The following is a 16,482-nucleotide window of genomic DNA, read 5'->3' on the forward strand; positions in this document are numbered from 1 at the left end:
CATAACCATAATACGCAGTTGGCATGACAAAAAAGGAGATTGAAATCTGAGAGGTTTCAGGGCCTGTTACTCGCGTAATTTTACGTACAGCGCCGCATGAATCTATCTATTTAATTACTGGCTGGCTTTGACTCCGCGTTAATTGGATTAAATCGTGATGGCTTTATCACATGTCTGCTCAAACTTAATTAAGACTTCTAATTACGGATGCCTCTCCAAAGTTAGTCCAGAGTCTCTGCTGGTTGAGTGTTAAAAGCTATTACCCTGATTTTGCTTACCAAAGAACCTAGATGATTAACGCTTCCACTAACTCTCGGTCTATTGTCCGTACTACCAATAAACTGAAAAGACTTGGTTACTCTTGTTCGCTAGATTTAACGGTCCCAAAAGACCAAGCGAACTCCCGAATCATCTAGTCTTGTTTACCTATGTTGGCTTGTTCTTCACCAAATTGAATCAACTATCAACGTCATCAGTAACATCCGTATTCGTTTTTCAAACCACTAACTTTGAATTTTCTGATGCCCAACGGTCATTGTTACCAAACTGCGTTGCCATCCAAAACGAACTTCTATAAACGACTTGGCTAATCGTAAGTTACAGTGCAACATAAATTCTATTAACCTCTGTCTGGACTATATTAACTTGTCTCATAACTGCGATAATGACACTTCTATTACCAACAAGTCTTTAAAATCAGATCTTTAGGCTAGTTCTCAATTAGTTAGAGTATCTTTTGTTTGTTAACATATTCTGGAACTGAATAACTTATTATCTTAGAAGGCTTTACATGAAAATCAGTACAATCGCCCTATCGCTATTCACCGCTTTTTTTGGCATCAGCTCGCAGGCGCTTGCTAGTGAAAACGAAAACTCACCTAGAGAGCATGGTCATTTTTATGCTGGTGTTGATATCGGCTTTTATAATGAAACTGAATTAGAATATCGTGGCAGCGCCATTGAAGATTCATCTGATCTATCAGACTTTAGCTATAACTTGGTTGGAGGCTACGAATTCAATACACATGATGTCGTCAAACTGGGGCTAGAAGCCGAGTACCGAAAAATCGGAAAAGTTAGCTATAACGACTTAATGGATATTGAAGGCCATGCTTTCTTCGTAAACATTAAACCAAAGTTTATTGTTGAAGGTGACGTATTAGATCTGTATGTATCTTTATTAGCCGGTGTTGGCTCTATGGATATGGAAGCGAAAGCTTTTGGAGTATCAGACTCTAAGTCTGAAGCAGCCTACCAAGTTGGTGCTGAGCTTGGTGCGATGGTAACAGACAACATCGATATCCATATTGGTTACCGCTATGCAAACGTTGAAATTGAATCCATCGATGTGTCACCTCAAACCGCTTACCTAGGTGCAAGGTACCACTTCTAAACTTGATTCACTCGTAGGCTCAATACTACTAAAGCCGTCCTTTTAAAGCTCGGCTTTAATTTTGATCACCTATTTCCCTACTCGACCTCTACTTTGACAAGACAATTCAACCATAAATAAAGTTACGTTGTATCTTCTGTAAAAAGTTACAACTTGAAAGCTTTGCCCTAACGCAAAATAAACCACTTTAACAGGCTACTATTTCGTGTTTAAATTTTGATCTATCAAACAGTTATACGAATAAATTTGGTGATTAAGCAATCAAATGCTATGCATTCAATCCTTAAAAGTAAATTAAAGTGTTAACATCAGGCAATTTTGTAAACTAGGCGTTTGATATGTTGCCTAAACTTTATAAGTTCAGATCGCTCCACGACAGAAACATACAATCTATTTCCGAGTGTTCGTTGTGGTTTGATTACGCTAAAACTTTTAATAACCCTTTTGAATCTAACCACGCATTCAACAAAGAGCTTCAACAAAACTTTAAGATCATGTGTTTCTCTCAGTCGAACGACCACCCAATACTATGGTCGCAGTATGGTGACAACTTTAAAGGCATGTGTATCGAGTATGATCTCAACTGCTATAACGGTGAGGCCAATCTCAACTGTTTTGAAGTCCAGTATGAAGACGAACCGAATATGTTCCGCCCGGCATCGCTAAGAGGTTTACAAACATCAAGACTGGGAGCTGAGATATTCAAAATTAAGCATTCTAATTGGCGTTATGAAAAGGAATACCGCTGGGTATTACCTGATGACGAGATGATCGGAAATAAACTCTACCTTAATAGAGAGTGCCTAAGCTCGGTGATTCTGTCAGAGCACGCTCCTGCCGACAGGAAATTGAAAGTTCTGATGACTTGCCAGCGCCTTGGTATCCCTGTTAAACACGCAATAGCAAAGCAAGAGTCGTTTACCTTCGAAGTGGTCAGTTAAGTAGAGTGTAATCCTACTGTTTAGCGCCAAAACAAGACATTCACATAAAGTTACAGCGCAACAAAAAAGAGAGCGACATTAATGAGACTCTCTCTTTTTATTACATGTTCACCGTAAGCTTTCCCAATCCTTTATCTTGCATCTGCTCAATCGTCGCGATAGACATTTGAACAGTTGAAAACCAATAAGGTCGGTGCTTAACGTTAAATAGTTCACTATTATCTAACGCCTCGAAAACAGAATATTTTCTACCTTGAGCCAAAGCTGCACCATAAACCGTTCGCTCAAGTACTGGAATGTCATTCACTTCCTCTAGAAGTGCCCTCTTGATGAACTGATTTCCAGGGCTCCAATCTATAAATTCAACGAGGTTTTTTAGTAGCTTAAGCTCTAGCTGCTCGACCATTGATTCAAGAAACTGTGTGTTTGGCATCACCTCAGTACAAGCATAATATTCGTCATGCTTGTCACTTGCTTCACGATAACCAAGCATCGTTTTTACCAATGCGTCTTCAAACGTTGAAGAAAAGTGGTTACAAATTAAAAACAAAGGCAGAACTCTCAACACACCAAGTAAAATGCCTACGTTAGGATCTTTAACCGACGTTTCTTGAAGTCGAATTCGAGTCGCATTTGACGTCACGACCAAGTGTTGCCAAACCTTAGGTGTGATGTGTTTAATGTTGCCATCATTCCACTTAATCAGCTGTTGACTCATTAACAATGGGAACAATAAACGACAATTTTCTATTCCTATTTGTCGTGCTGCAACTTTTGGATCGAGAATTACCTTAGATTTCTTTCCATATTTATCTGCAAACTCTTGATTGGAAACAAACTCGATTAAACTTGAGCTCAATGGCCTACTTTTCGCGGATATTTCATGGAGTTTGGAAAAGTTTAAAGATGGCGAATACGCAACACTAGCGAACTGATTGTAATCGGGTAAGTCTGAAAACAACGAACTTATTAAGGTACCTTGAAGCTTCTCAAGCATTAGCGCAGAAGCGGCATTGCTGACATCATCGATAACGTATCGTAAGGTTTGTTGCTTCGCGTCGACTTTTTCACGATGAGCATTGACTCTATCCTGCTCGCAGCGCAATAAAATACGTTGATTGTGAGATATGCGGTCAGATTCATCAAATATGACACTATCACAATACCTATTTTCCAAACTTAGTAACGTGTCTACTGTAGATTGTGCGAGCTTATATTCAGGTGAGATTAACCATCGATTAAAGCGAGCTTCAACATTGATTGAGACCTTCCTTGAGATCTCAACTACTTCAGGGGTATAACTTTTATTTGCTAACAACAACCGTGACTTTCCTTTGCCGTAAATGCTCTTGTATCGGCATATCCTGCCTTTATAACAAAACTAATATTAATAGAAATTAGAGATTGGTTCACGAAATTGTTTCAATAAAATCAAGGATATTTAGTTATAGTGCGTTGAGAGTGGCTAGTGTGTGATATGTAGCCGGATATACTTTTCTGGAAAGCTGTATTTGAACCTTTTCTTCGTCGGTAGGTGTTTTTTCGCCTGCTTGCAAACTTTACTATCTCCAGACGTTCTCACCTTTTTGATTCTTGCATAACCTTTAGAGTGCTTCATCTCAATCATCAGATCGCAATAACCCTCGAAATCAACATTACTCTTGTTGAGCCCTTTCATGACGGTGACTTTTATCTTTTTAGCTACAGGATTAACCAATGCATCGTCGGGAAAAGCGACTGGGGATAAAAAACATAATAGTAATACTAGATATCTCATACTGCTCTCTCTTTGTTGAGGGTGAGAACAGTATGCGGAGATTTAAGAGAAATGAAGGATTAACTTAGTATGAGGATTGACCAGCTAACGCGTAACTCTCAACGATTACGCTTTCTTTGAGCCTTTAGACTTAAAACCATTATGCGGGAACACGTTACGAATACGTTGCTGTACGTTTTTAGGAACATCTTTAGTGAACTTGAGATTGTAACCAGAACGTTTTGCATACACTTTTAGCTCGCCTTTAAAGGTATTGTTATGACCAATCTCTTGAAGGTTGTGCTTAAAGCTCGGTGGAAGATGCCCTTTAACTTGTTCGATCGCCCCGTCGCTAAATTTAATTTTCAATACCGGTCGGTCGACTGCTACTAACCAAAAAACTAATACCGCACCGATTAAGATTACGTACATCATAATGTCACCACTACTGTTGATGGTTATTTATCGTCAGAAAGGAGCTTGCTTAAGTCTTCTTTGAGGCTAGTCACCGTCTTGCTGGCCTGCTCACTACGAGACGCTTCGCTAACCAAATACTCGATGGCATCTGAGAGCGTACAACCTAGCTCGTTCGCACGTTGAGATAGCTTTTCCCATACACGGTAATCAAGGTCGATTGATTTCTTCTTTGTATGAACTTGTTCAGCATTGAAGTGGCGTTTTCGCTTAGCTCTGATCGCTTGTTTAAGCTTGTTATCGAGCTCAGGAGACATGTTGTTAGATATCCACTCAAGGACACCTGTAGGTTGGTGTTCAAGCTTCAATAAGGCTTTAACAGCAACGTCAGCTTCACTTGAATCTATGTGGCAGGTGATCGACTCGCCTTCTTTCCATTTTTTGACCAGATAGTTCCATTTCCAACCACATTCCAAGTTTTCAAGTTGCTGATATTTCATGTCTAATCTCGAGAGTTAATCCTAGTGACAGCGTAACCCAAAATAGGCTATTTAACAATTATGATCTTGAAAGAATAGACCAAGATCATACTTATATTAGCTTAGTGATTAGTAACTACAACATAGAGCTACAAGCGAGATCGGTTTTTCTATATACTCCCTACCTCATTATCATAATCAGAAACTTAAATGACTCAAGTAGATTGGCGACATGTTACGCCTCAGTACGACGAATATAGCGCTCAATTAGAGCAATTCCCTGACATCTCGCCTTTCCCGTTTTCAGATATTCAACATAGATTCAAAGATGCGTTAACCCGCTTTGTCCGTTTGTCTAACCTTTCGCGTGTTTTACTTGTAAACGCTCCAGACAATTCGATCTATCGTCAAATGATTGTTGAATCTCTAGTCACTGCTTTAGATGATCACACTCTACCGGTTATAAAAACTGAGTCTTTAAATGCTGTCTCTCTGTTTGACCAAGTTCAGTCAAAAGACGGTAAGGTTGTAGCGACAAAGCCCGGCCTACTGGCTAGAGCAAACAACGGCTATCTGATCGTTTCAGCAAACTTGATCTTGGCCAACCCAGGAAGCTGGTTACTGCTTAAATCAGCACTGCTTGGTGAAGCCGTAGAACCAATCAGCAGTAATCCAGAGCACTTGAACCCATCCCCGACTTTGCCTTTGACTTACAACATTAAGTTGATTGTTGTTGGAGACAGAGCTCAACTAGGTGACCTTGATTACCTGGACAGCGATATTCAAACCGGCTTTTGCCTATTTAGCGAAATTGAACAAGATATCAAGCTCTCTGAAGAGACTTTGACTCAATATCTTGGTTACCTTAAGTGGCTTCAACAACGCTATGAATTACCAAACATCACGCAACAAGCGTTGACTGGCATTCTTACTGCCGGAGCAAGAGAAACCGAAGATCAAAGCTATATCCCACTGTGCCCTATTTGGCACAACGCGTTATTGAACGAAGCTTTGATTGAAGCCGACAATGGTGAGATTGATATTCACCATATCCAGCAAGCTCAACAGCACAAATACAACCGTGAATCTTATCTACCAGAACGCGCCCTTGATGATATTCGTGATGGCCAAGTCATTATCGAAACTGAAGGTGAACAAGTTGGTCAAGTTAATGGATTGACGGTCATCGATGTACCGGGACACCCAATATCGTATGGTGAACCTGCACGAATTTCCTGTGTTATTCACTTTGGTGATGGTGATATTGCCGATGTTGAGCGCAAAGCCGAGCTGGGTGGTAATCTTCATGCTAAAGGCATGATGATCATGCAAGCATTTGTGAGCAGCGCACTAAACCTTGAAGATCCATTACCATACGCAGCTTCCGTAGTATTTGAGCAGTCTTACTGCGAAGTAGATGGCGATAGTGCTTCTCTTGCGGAGTTGTGTTCTCTGGTTAGTGCTTTGTCTGAATACCCTATCAATCAACAAATTGCGGTTACTGGTGCAGTGGACCAATTTGGTCGTGTACAAGCGGTTGGTGGGCTAAACGAAAAAATCGAAGGCTTCTACCATGTGTGTAAGCACAATGGCTTAACTGGCGAACAAGGTGTGATCCTTCCAAGATCGAATTTAAGGCACCTCGCACTGAAGCCAGACCTTATTGAAAGCATTAAGAATGAAGAATTCCATATTTGGTCTGTGTCTAATGTAGATGAAGCAATTCCTCTCATTATGAACAAACCATTTAGAGACGATGAACAAGAAAGCGTTCTGAGCAAAATCGCGGAACGTATTGAAAACTTTGAAAGACATGAGCACCCTATTGGAATCGTTGGACGCATTAAAAACTGGTTTGTCTAGTACTGATCGGACTTGTTTAGCGTACACCTGTTCACTAATATGCACCTATCAAAAATCGGAGTAATTGATAATGCAAAACAAACGTGATTCTTACACTCGCGAAGAGCTTCTAGCATCAAGCCAAGGCGAACTATGGCCACAAGGTCCTCAACTACCAGCACCGAACATGCTAATGATGGATCGCATCACTAAAATGTCTGAAACTGAAGGTGATTACGGTAAAGGTTTAGTTCTTGCTGAGCTGGATATTACTCCTGACCTATGGTTCTTCGATTGTCACTTCCCAGGTGACCCTGTAATGCCGGGTTGTTTAGGCCTTGACGCAATGTGGCAGCTTGTTGGCTTCTACCTTGGTTGGGTTGGCGGCGAAGGTAAAGGTCGAGCTCTAGGTGTTGGCGAAGTGAAATTCACTGGTCAAATTCTGCCTACAGCGAAAAAAGTAACTTACGAGATCCACATGAAGCGTGTTGTTAACCGTCGTCTAGTTATGGGCCTTGCGGATGGTCGCGTACTTGTTGATGGTAAAGAGATCTACGTTGCTAAAGATTTGAAAGTTGGCCTTTTCCAAGATACGTCAGCATTCTAATCTAATAGTTAGATTTTTAGTAAAGCAGCCCATGGCTGCTTTATTTTCGTTCCAATAAATTTAGTTATAGTGCATTAAAGTATCCCGTATTAAGCTTGAAACAGGATAAATCCACCAGCGATACGCTTATGATAGCGAAACTATAATACTTTATAGCTCTGGGGAGCTTATCACTCGTCTGAAACTAACAAGGCTCCGGCCGTTGTAATCAACAGACAATGGAGCCCTGACCTTGAATTCTTTACGCCCTATCTACTTATAGAGACCTGATTGCTTGTCATCTTTGGCGTCACGCCATCCACCTAACCAATAAGACCTAGAATCCATTTGGCTATATGGGCAAGCTTCTTGCGACCGTCCATTTAAACCAGCCTTGTAGCCTTGAGATTGTGCTCGTTCTAGTCGATCACGCTTTTGTCTCTTCATAGTGCAGTCCTCATACGGGTGTTCCATTTACTAACATACAATGATTACAACTTTACGGAGTTTTTGTGACTCCAACTTTAAGAATCGGTCAAATTTTCACTTTTCTCAAGGCGAAAAAAAGCCCGAGTTCAGAATTGTGAACTCGGGCTCAGGAGATAAAATTATTTAAATTTTCTGCGGAACCCTAATAGACCAAGCACAGTCAAAGTTAACCAACCTAGGCTACCACCTTGGCGCTCAACTTTCTCGGTGTCGGTGCTACGAGTTACTACGCTATCAATGTCAGAGCCAGTGTCATACCTTGCTCCCTTGATTGGGATAAGCTTAACAGCTACAACCTTTTCGGCTGCGTTAGATGAGGCACCACCACAGTATGAGTTGTGTGATGTTGTGTCATAAGGCTTATCATTACCGTCGACTGTACATTTGATAGCCGTTGCTGAAATCACGCCAGCATCATTGATATCCGTCGCATCAATGATTCTAAATTGGTTATTGTGACTAGACGCATCACCATCATTTGTTAAGTCATCTAACCACCATGCTTTACCACCAAAAATATCAACACGGCGTTCATCAGTTGAAGACGGGAGATCGTAAGGGTAAATAAAGCCTCTGTGTCTTCTTTCGCTGCCATCGACTTCACGCGTCGTTTCCGCATCGATCTGGCCAACAAGTTCATTGTAATTATTTACCGCTTTAGCTTCACCGCTTGAGCCACTGAAGAAGATACCGCCAGACAAATACGTTGCTGTTGGGTTTTTAGCATCCGTTACAATAAAAGGCTTATTACCGGCACTTCCATTTTCAGGAACATAACCGTTACGTTTTGAATATCCAACTGCAAACAAGTTGTCGTTAATATCGGTTGCTACTGAGTTACTGTATCTAGCATCATCGTTAGATGAACCAGACTTAACCTCTGCACCGCTAATTTGTGTAGTTGTCCACGTTGCCGTAGCGAGATCGAGTGAAGTACTCACAAAGACACTTGCATTCATATCTTGTAGATCGCCGTTTCCATCAGCAGTATTATAGCCTACACCATAAAAAAGAGAGTCCGATTCAACAATTGAACGCATGCTGCCTTGGGCAAAATAATCGCCCTGTTGAGCGTTACCAGATCTAATCCAGTCGATCTCTTTCGTTATTGTGCCATCCCAAATAGCCGCCTTTGAACTAAACGTTGTATCTGACGTATCCGTTTTAGCTCCTTCCGTAGATACACTACCTACATTGTAAACTTTGTCGTTACTTGCTTTGATAGCGTGCCATGCACGAGTTTCCGAAGTGCCTGTTGGCCCATTTGGTGTAGTTGTGAACATCGCGTTATTACGAATACCACCTTCAGATTTAACCCCCAAAGGCTCAACTTCATCGGCATCGTTTATATAAAGCGAGTTAATTACCGTATTGCGGCTATCAAAGGTTTCGCCACCTTCAACAAAGGCTTTCGCATTGACATGAGTAAGGTCGTTTCTTTCCTTATTCCAAGTATCATTCCAACGATTTTGAGCCCAGCTTTCACATGTAGAATATCTCAGCTCTCGATAACAATAGTTTTCGAAATCATCACGCTCTTGAATGTACTGAAATGGTGCATCCATTGCGAATGGTACTTCTTCACGATAACTTACCGCTTCAAGCGTATCGCGAGTCTCACCAGCAAGTTTAAATGCACTATCGGTACAGTTGGTTGCAGCTGAATCGAAGCAACCTAACGCAAGCTCATTCGTTCCGTCTGTCGCAACACCAGGTTGAATCGCCACACCATAGATTTCAGAGGCACCTGTAATTGAAGGAGTGACTTCAACGACCTTGTAAAGCGCAGCGTTGGCATTAGTTGCAGCCAAAACTAGGGCTGCAACAGTTGTTAATTTGAATTTAGTACAAGTCATTATTACTTCTTAACTTTCCTGTTGTAGTGCCTCGAGCTCTTCCCAGCGCTCAAAAGCAACTTCAAGCTCCTGCTCTGCTGCAGATAGCTTATCTAATACTGGTTGTGTCTGCTCTACAGATTTTGAAAAGAAGCTTGGATCGTTGACTTCTTCCTGAAGAGTTTCAATTTGAGTTTCCAATTCTTCCAAACGCATTGGTAGCGCTTCTAGTTCTCGTTGTAGCTTATACGATAACTTCTTAGGTTTAGCCTTAACTGGCGCAGTTTTGGGAGTTTCCTCAACTACTTTCTCAGGCTTTGATGGCTTTTCAACCTGTCGGTACTCTAATGCTTGCTTTCTTTGCTGCTGGGCATCGTGGTAACCACCAACAAATTCTTCAATAACGCCATTACCCTCAAAGATCCAACTTGTCATCACTGTGTTATCAACAAACTGACGATCGTGACTCACTAAAAGCAGCGTACCCTGATAGTTGGCAAGCAAATCTTCTAAAAGTTCCAAAGTTTCGATATCTAGATCGTTGGTTGGCTCATCGAGAATCAACAAGTTGTTCGACTTAAGGAAAATACGCGCCAATAACAGACGGTTTTTCTCACCACCAGATAGTGCTTTAACAGGAGTGCGAGCACGTTTTGGAGAGAATAAGAAATCTTGTAAGTAGCTTAGAGCATGACGCTCACGGCCACCTACGGTCACTTCTTGCTTACCATCCGCGAGGTTATCAATTACAGACTTCTCAGGGTCTAGAATTTCGCGGTATTGGTCAAAGTAAGCGACTTCAAGCTTAGTACCACAATGCAAACGACCTGAATCAGGCTTAAGCTGGTCAAGAAGCAGCTTAAGTACCGTACTCTTACCACAACCGTTAGGACCAATCAGAGCGATACGATCGCCACGCATGATGTTGAAGCTGAAGTCCTTAACAATTTCTTTGCCTTCAAAGCCAAAGTTAAGATTCTCAGCTTCAAATACAATCTTGCCTGAACGCTGGCCATCGTCGATTTGGATAATCGCTTTGCCCTGCACTTCACGACGGTTCAAACGTTCTTCACGTAGCTTCTTAAGCGCACGAACACGGCCTTCGTTACGAGTACGACGAGCTTTGATGCCCTGACGAATCCAAACTTCCTCTTGAGCAAGCTTCTTATCGAATTCAGCGTTTTGCATTTCTTCAACACGAAGCGCCTCTTCTTTCTCAACAAGGTAATTTTCGTAATCGCCCGGGAAAGAGCTCAATTTACCGCGATCAAGATCGACAATACGTGTTGCCATCGATTTAATGAACGCACGGTCATGCGAGATAAAGATGATTGAACCGCGGAAGTCTTTCAGGAAGCCCTCTAACCATTCAATGGTTGCAACATCCAAGTGGTTAGTCGGTTCGTCGAGTAGAAGCACGTCAGGGTCACATACAAGCGCACGAGCAAGTGCCGCTTTACGTTGCCAACCACCAGACAAATCTGTCAGTTTGGTTTCAGCAGTCAGCTTAAGTGCTGCCAATACGTTACTTACGCGATCTTCAAAACGCCATGCATTAGCATGATCCAGTTGTTCTTGAACGCGAGTAAGGCGGTTTAGATTCTTTTCACTTGGGTCTGTCGCGATGAGATCCAGAAGATCATGATAGATCTTCAGCTGTTCGCCGATTTCAGCAAGGCCACCAGCAACATAGTCATAAACTGTACCTTGTTCATTACGCGGTGGATCTTGTTCTAGACGAGACACAACCACATCTTGCGTGATTTGCATCTTACCGTCGTCCATGATGATGTTTCCAGATAGGATTTTCATCAATGTCGACTTACCAGCGCCATTGCGCCCTACTAAACATACACGTTCGTTTTCTTGCAGCACGAAGTCCGCACGATCTAATAATGGGTGATCACCAAACGCTAATTGCCCATTATGAATTGTAAGTAATGCCATTCTTCTTTAACCAATCATTAAGTTCTAACAAGCCAAATGGCCAGTTAAGCTCTGAGCTTTGAGAAAGGTCAGAGCTTTCAAATTTGAGCACCGGAATAGTGACCCCGTAACGGGAAAAGAGCTCATCATCAAATGCAATGTCAACAACGTTGACGTGATGGCTAATGTTTAACTGTTCCGTGAGTTGGAATGCCATCTCACATAGATGGCACCCTTCTGTACTGTAGAGAGTCAGCACTCTATATCCTTATACGATCTCTTAACTACTTATGTGTAATCAACCAGCAGTTATGAATGTGCTTATTGCGAGAGAAGTCCAATGGAAGTGTCTTCGCTGAGATATTCTGAGCCTTAAGACCTAACTCATCTAGAGCTTCCAAGTCCATTTTGAAGTGACGCTTGTTGTTAGAGAACACAATCGTGCCTTCTTCACGAAGAAGACGTTTAAGGTTTTCCATCAGCTGAATGTGATCACGTTGAACATCGAAAGATTGATCCATACGCTTTGAGTTAGAGAACGTAGGTGGATCGATAAAGATCAGATCATAAGAACCCTGCTCTTTAGCTAGCCATTGTAGACAGTCAGCTTGAACAAACTGATGTTGACGACCAACACGACCGTTAAGCTCCATGTTCTCTTTCGCCCACTCTAGGTAGGTATTAGACATATCAACAGTAGTTGTAGAACGAGCACCACCCACAGCAGCATGAACAGATGCACTTCCTGTATAAGCAAACAAGTTTAGGAAATCCTTACCTGCGGCCATCTCACCGATACGACGACGAGTGATCTTATGATCTAGGAACAACCCGGTATCTAGGTAATCATGAAGATTAACAATCAGCTTAACGCCATACTCGTTCACTTCTAAGTTCGATGAGTCTTGAGCCAATTTCTGGTATTGAGAACGGCCTTTCTGTTTCTGACGAACTTTAAGCACAACGTTGTTTGCTTCTACGCCTGTTACTTGAATAGAAGCACGGATGATATCGGTTAAGCGACGTTTTGCCTTCTCTTCCGGTACATCTTTAGGCGCTGCGTATTCTTGAATCACAAGGTGACCTGGGTATACATCAATCGCTACATTGTATTCTGGTAGGTCAGCGTCGTAGATACGGTAGCAATCTAATTGCTCTTTCTTAGCCCACTTGCCAATTTTACCGATGTTCTTTTTAAGACGGTTCGCGAAATCAGGTGCAATCAATTGTTCTTGCTCGCCTGATGGACGCTCTGACATCGGACGATCTGAAATTGAGTAGTTCTTTTGGTGACACGGTAACGCACCGTTGTTCAACTTGAACTGTTTATCTGCACGCATGCGTAAGCAGCTTAGTAGCTCGTCTGAGCTAGAGAAGATAGATGCGTTACAGCCACCAAATTCAGCTTTGAGCTGTGCACCGAATGCTGTGTAAAGTGCAATAAGACCCGGCTCGGTACCAAGACGTTCACCGTAAGGCGGGTTAGAAACAATCACACCATCAGTAAACTCTGTAGGACGCTTAAGCTTTGCAGCATCGCCTACTTCGAATTCAATCAACTCTTCAACACCCGCACGACGAGCATTGTCACGCGCTGTTTTGATCATGCGTTCGTCATTGTCATAGCCATAGAACTTACATTCTACTTTCTTAACGCCACGACGACCTTGAACGTTCGCTTCCGCTTTCACTTCAGCCCAAAGCTCTGGTTCGAAATCTTCTAGTGATTCAAAACACCACTTCTGGCGTTTAACACCTGGAGCCATGTTTGCAGCCATCATTGCCGCTTCAATCACTAACGTACCTGAACCACACATAGGGTCTAGGAAAGGCTTAGTCGCATCCCAACCACTACGAAGAAGAATCGCTGCAGCAAGTGTTTCACGCAGTGGTGCACGACCTGATTCTGGACGGTAACCACGTTGGTGAAGACCGCTGCCCACCATATCAACACCAAGAATCGCTTTATCACGGTGTAGACGAACGTGAATACGAATGTCTGGGTTCTCTTTGCTGATAGAAGGACGAGGTAGAGACTTCTTCTCGAAGCAATCAACAACAGCATCTTTTACTTTCATTGCACCGTATTGGCTATTTCGGATTTCGTTGTTCGTACCATTGAAGTCAACAACAAAACGCTTAGAGCTATGGAATTGATTTACCCAGTTAACCGCAGTGGTTGATAGGTACAAATCCATGTCGTCCATACAAGTGAATTCAGAAAGGACACGTACAAATCGAGAAGCCAAACGGCTCCACAAACAACAACGATAAATTTGCTCATTGGTGGCTTTGAATTTAACACCTGCTTGAACAGGTTTTGCGTTTGTAATCCCTAGTTGGGTTAGTTCTTCAACTAATAAATTCTCAAGGCCATTTGAGGTAACCGCTAGATATTGATTCATAGTGTTCTTTTATTGATAAAAATGAGCTCGATTATACCTGAATTTGTTACTAGAGCATCACACTAAACTCGTCTTTTCATTGAATCTTTCTTCTAACTGGCTAGCAAACGCACAGTGTTGAAGCGATCGCTTACCCACATCCCCTTAGAACATAAGACTTATCAAACCAACACGATTCAGGACCCAATACCGACCAAAGCGACAATGTGAATTTATATTCACCCTAAAATTGGTATATACCAAATGAAATTTAAGGGTGAAAGTTAGCTACAAAAGGGCAAAAACAGGGAATAAAGATGGGAAAATTACACTTCTGGAGATAAAAACAGGCAGAAATTAAGGTGAAAAAATAGTCGTAAGTTCACTATTTAAATGGATAAGCAGTGATGTATTTATCAGGATGAGGTTTTTTAGGCACAAAAAAATCGGCTAATGAGCCGATTTTGGGGAAGATTTGACAGGTTGATGCGTTGCGATGTGTGAGGGATGATGGACTAAATTGAAGGCTAACCGACCATAGCAATGTGCGTTTGATGAAGAATAGCGTTCGCGTCTATCATTCTATCGTGCATGACCTTAATCGAGTCGCCAAAGCGTAACCCTTTTGAAGATGTAAGCAGAAACTCTTCTAGGTCGACAAATGCACATAGGCTCGCACACTCTCCCACTTCTAATACAATGAAATACCCTAAGCTATGCTCGTTATTCATTTGTACGATATCCCCTTCCTGAGGATATTCGTGGCCAGCGCCCTGTGAGTCGAAGAACCAACTCTTAGGCTGTACAGGCTTGTGGAAGCGCTTTGCTGCCACGCAATAAAGCGCGAGTTCAGCTTGACGAGGCTCAGACAGTTCTAAGCCAGAAATTTGTTCTTTGAAGGTTTGGTATGAAGATGCGTCATCAACGGTGAATTCATTATCTCTAAACGCGCAGTCCACCAGCTTATTGCGGACCAGATTCGTTTTGAAAATCATATCCTCTCCGAGGTTTAGCATTAATGAACATTGCTGCTCATCGTAATACCAACTCCATGTATCGCTAGGTTTAAGCATCATTTCGTCTCACACTGTTGAACCATTCCATTAGGTAAAACGCAAAATTACCTTCAATTACAGTAATTTTACTGAGCAATAGGCAAAAAAAAAGAGGAAATGAATTCCTCTTTCTTATCGCTTTTCTCTACAACTCAGTGAGTTACAGTGTCTCTTTTAGTAAGACGATGCCAGATTGTCGCTTTTCAAAAATAAAAGCAATTTCCGCTTATAGATTTTTAACGATGTCGCCAACTAAGCCTGGGCCTTTGTAGATGAAACCAGAGTAAACCTGTACAAGCTTCGCGCCCGCCATCATTTTCTCTTTTGCAGCAACATACGAGTCAACACCACCTACTCCAATGATCGGCAGTTTGTCACCCAGCTCTTCGTGAAGTTTACGAACTACTTCAGTACTACGAGATTGAACAGGACGTCCACTTAGGCCACCCGCTTCATCACAATGTTTCATACCTTCAACGATTGAACGATCCAATGTTGTGTTTGTTGCGATCACACCATCGATCTTATTTTTGATCAATGATTCACAAATTTGGCGAATTTCGTCGTCGCTTAGATCCGGAGCAATCTTAAGAGCAAGAGGAACATATTTACCATGCTTCTCTTCCAGTTCAGATTGTTTCGTTTTAAGTTCAGACAATAGATCGTCTAGAGCTTCGCCGTATTGTAGAGAACGAAGTCCTGGAGTGTTTGGTGAAGAGATGTTCACAGCAATGTAACCAGCGTATTGATATACCTTCTCCATACAGATCAAGTAATCTTCAGCGCCCTTTTCAATTGGTGTGTCTTTATTCTTACCAATGTTAATGCCTAAGATGCCATCGTAGTTCGACTTCTTAACATTCTCAACAAGGTTGTCGACGCCTAGGTTATTAAAGCCCATGCGGTTGATAATACCTTCAGCTTCAACAAGACGGAATAAACGAGGTTTGTCGTTACCCGCTTGCGGACGTGGAGTCACTGTTCCTACTTCTACGAAACCAAAACCCATTGCGCCAAATGCATCAATACATTCGCCGTTTTTATCTAGGCCGGCAGCTAAGCCAACTGGGTTTTTAAAAGTAAGACCCATGCACTCTACAGGTCGATGAGGTAATTGTTGGCGATACAAAAGATCAATAGGTGTGCCTGTGAAGCGCTTGAAATTTTGAATTGCAAGATCATGTGCCTTTTCGGCATCAAGTTGGAAAAAGCCAGTTCTGGCTAGACGGTAAAGCATTGTGCCTCCGATAGAAAAAAGCCCCGTGTAAACGGGGCGATATTATTTACTTATTTACCCAACTATTCAATCTATTACTGTCTGTAAGGGTAAGATAATCGAGTTTGCTAACGAATGAGATTCATTATTAAGCAAACGTTATCGT

15 protein-coding genes are annotated in these 16,482 nt (G+C 42.0%); 4 read left to right on the forward strand and 11 right to left on the reverse strand.

Annotation, left to right across the window (positions count from 1 at the left end; translation table 11 throughout):
* Positions 1-790: 790 nt before the first annotated feature.
* Together AB4138_RS15240 and AB4138_RS15245 are read left to right on the forward strand one after the other, a co-directional pair.
* Positions 791-1,393 carry a porin family protein gene (locus AB4138_RS15240; RefSeq protein ID WP_017059668.1) on the forward strand — a complete coding sequence of 201 codons (603 nt, stop codon included), beginning with the start codon at positions 791-793 and terminating at the stop codon, positions 1,391-1,393.
* Between the two features lie 338 nt (positions 1,394-1,731).
* Positions 1,732-2,334, forward strand: coding sequence for a DUF2971 domain-containing protein (locus AB4138_RS15245; RefSeq protein WP_017059669.1), 603 nt, complete (start codon positions 1,732-1,734; stop codon positions 2,332-2,334).
* Positions 2,335-2,434: 100 nt separating this feature from the next.
* Here AB4138_RS15245 and AB4138_RS15250 read toward each other — a convergent pair whose 3' ends face one another.
* From AB4138_RS15250 to matP, 4 genes are all read right to left on the reverse strand, one after another.
* Positions 2,435-3,655: a hypothetical protein gene (locus AB4138_RS15250; protein WP_017066879.1), complete on the reverse strand. Its 1,221-nt coding sequence runs from the start codon at positions 3,653-3,655 to the stop codon at positions 2,435-2,437.
* Positions 3,656-3,799: 144 nt separating this feature from the next.
* Positions 3,800-4,111 (reverse strand): hypothetical protein, encoded by a 312-nt coding sequence (locus tag AB4138_RS15255; RefSeq protein WP_017059671.1) that lies wholly within the window; start codon positions 4,109-4,111, stop codon positions 3,800-3,802.
* 105 nt (positions 4,112-4,216) lie between these two features.
* The gene (locus tag AB4138_RS15260; protein WP_017059672.1) at positions 4,217-4,525 is read right to left on the reverse strand and encodes a DUF3634 family protein; all 309 of its coding nucleotides are present in this window, start codon (positions 4,523-4,525) and stop codon (positions 4,217-4,219) included.
* A gap of 23 nt (positions 4,526-4,548) precedes the next feature.
* Positions 4,549-5,004 carry a macrodomain Ter protein MatP gene (matP, locus tag AB4138_RS15265; protein WP_017059673.1) on the reverse strand — a complete coding sequence of 152 codons (456 nt, stop codon included), beginning with the start codon at positions 5,002-5,004 and terminating at the stop codon, positions 4,549-4,551.
* A gap of 189 nt (positions 5,005-5,193) precedes the next feature.
* Here matP and AB4138_RS15270 point away from each other — a divergent pair, with 189 nt between their 5' ends.
* Both AB4138_RS15270 and fabA read left to right on the forward strand, forming a co-directional pair.
* A complete protein-coding gene (locus tag AB4138_RS15270; protein WP_372306630.1) occupies positions 5,194-6,846 on the forward strand; it encodes an AAA family ATPase in 1,653 nt (550 codons plus the stop codon).
* A 70-nt stretch (positions 6,847-6,916) separates the two neighbouring features.
* Complete coding sequence (fabA, locus tag AB4138_RS15275; RefSeq protein ID WP_017059675.1) at positions 6,917-7,432, forward strand: bifunctional 3-hydroxydecanoyl-ACP dehydratase/trans-2-decenoyl-ACP isomerase; 516 nt, start codon at positions 6,917-6,919, stop codon at positions 7,430-7,432.
* 252 nt (positions 7,433-7,684) lie between these two features.
* Here fabA and rmf read toward each other — a convergent pair whose 3' ends face one another.
* From rmf to pyrD, 7 genes are all read right to left on the reverse strand, one after another.
* Positions 7,685-7,858 (reverse strand): ribosome modulation factor, encoded by a 174-nt coding sequence (rmf, locus tag AB4138_RS15280; RefSeq protein WP_017059676.1) that lies wholly within the window; start codon positions 7,856-7,858, stop codon positions 7,685-7,687.
* A 161-nt stretch (positions 7,859-8,019) separates the two neighbouring features.
* On the reverse strand, positions 8,020-9,756 hold the full coding sequence (locus AB4138_RS15285; RefSeq protein WP_372306633.1) for a DUF3466 family protein: 1,737 nt from the start codon (positions 9,754-9,756) through the stop codon (positions 8,020-8,022).
* A gap of 9 nt (positions 9,757-9,765) precedes the next feature.
* Complete coding sequence (locus tag AB4138_RS15290) at positions 9,766-11,682, reverse strand: ABC transporter ATP-binding protein (RefSeq protein WP_017068914.1); 1,917 nt, start codon at positions 11,680-11,682, stop codon at positions 9,766-9,768.
* Complete coding sequence (locus tag AB4138_RS15295; RefSeq protein ID WP_019823251.1) at positions 11,660-11,920, reverse strand: glutaredoxin family protein; 261 nt, start codon at positions 11,918-11,920, stop codon at positions 11,660-11,662. Before AB4138_RS15295 ends, AB4138_RS15290 begins: the two co-directional genes overlap by 23 nt.
* Before the next feature lie 25 nt (positions 11,921-11,945).
* Positions 11,946-14,066 (reverse strand): bifunctional 23S rRNA (guanine(2069)-N(7))-methyltransferase RlmK/23S rRNA (guanine(2445)-N(2))-methyltransferase RlmL, encoded by a 2,121-nt coding sequence (gene rlmKL / locus AB4138_RS15300; protein ID WP_017059679.1) that lies wholly within the window; start codon positions 14,064-14,066, stop codon positions 11,946-11,948.
* Positions 14,067-14,572: 506 nt separating this feature from the next.
* Positions 14,573-15,121, reverse strand: a complete 549-nt coding sequence (locus tag AB4138_RS15305; protein ID WP_372306636.1) for a cell division protein ZapC — start codon at positions 15,119-15,121, stop codon at positions 14,573-14,575.
* Positions 15,122-15,326: 205 nt separating this feature from the next.
* Complete coding sequence (pyrD, locus tag AB4138_RS15310) at positions 15,327-16,337, reverse strand: quinone-dependent dihydroorotate dehydrogenase (protein ID WP_017063847.1); 1,011 nt, start codon at positions 16,335-16,337, stop codon at positions 15,327-15,329.
* Between the last annotated feature and the right edge of the window lie 145 nt (positions 16,338-16,482).

The sequence above is a fragment of the Vibrio sp. 10N.286.52.C3 genome (assembly GCF_041468865.1).
Lineage (GTDB): Bacteria > Pseudomonadota > Gammaproteobacteria > Enterobacterales > Vibrionaceae > Vibrio > Vibrio crassostreae_C.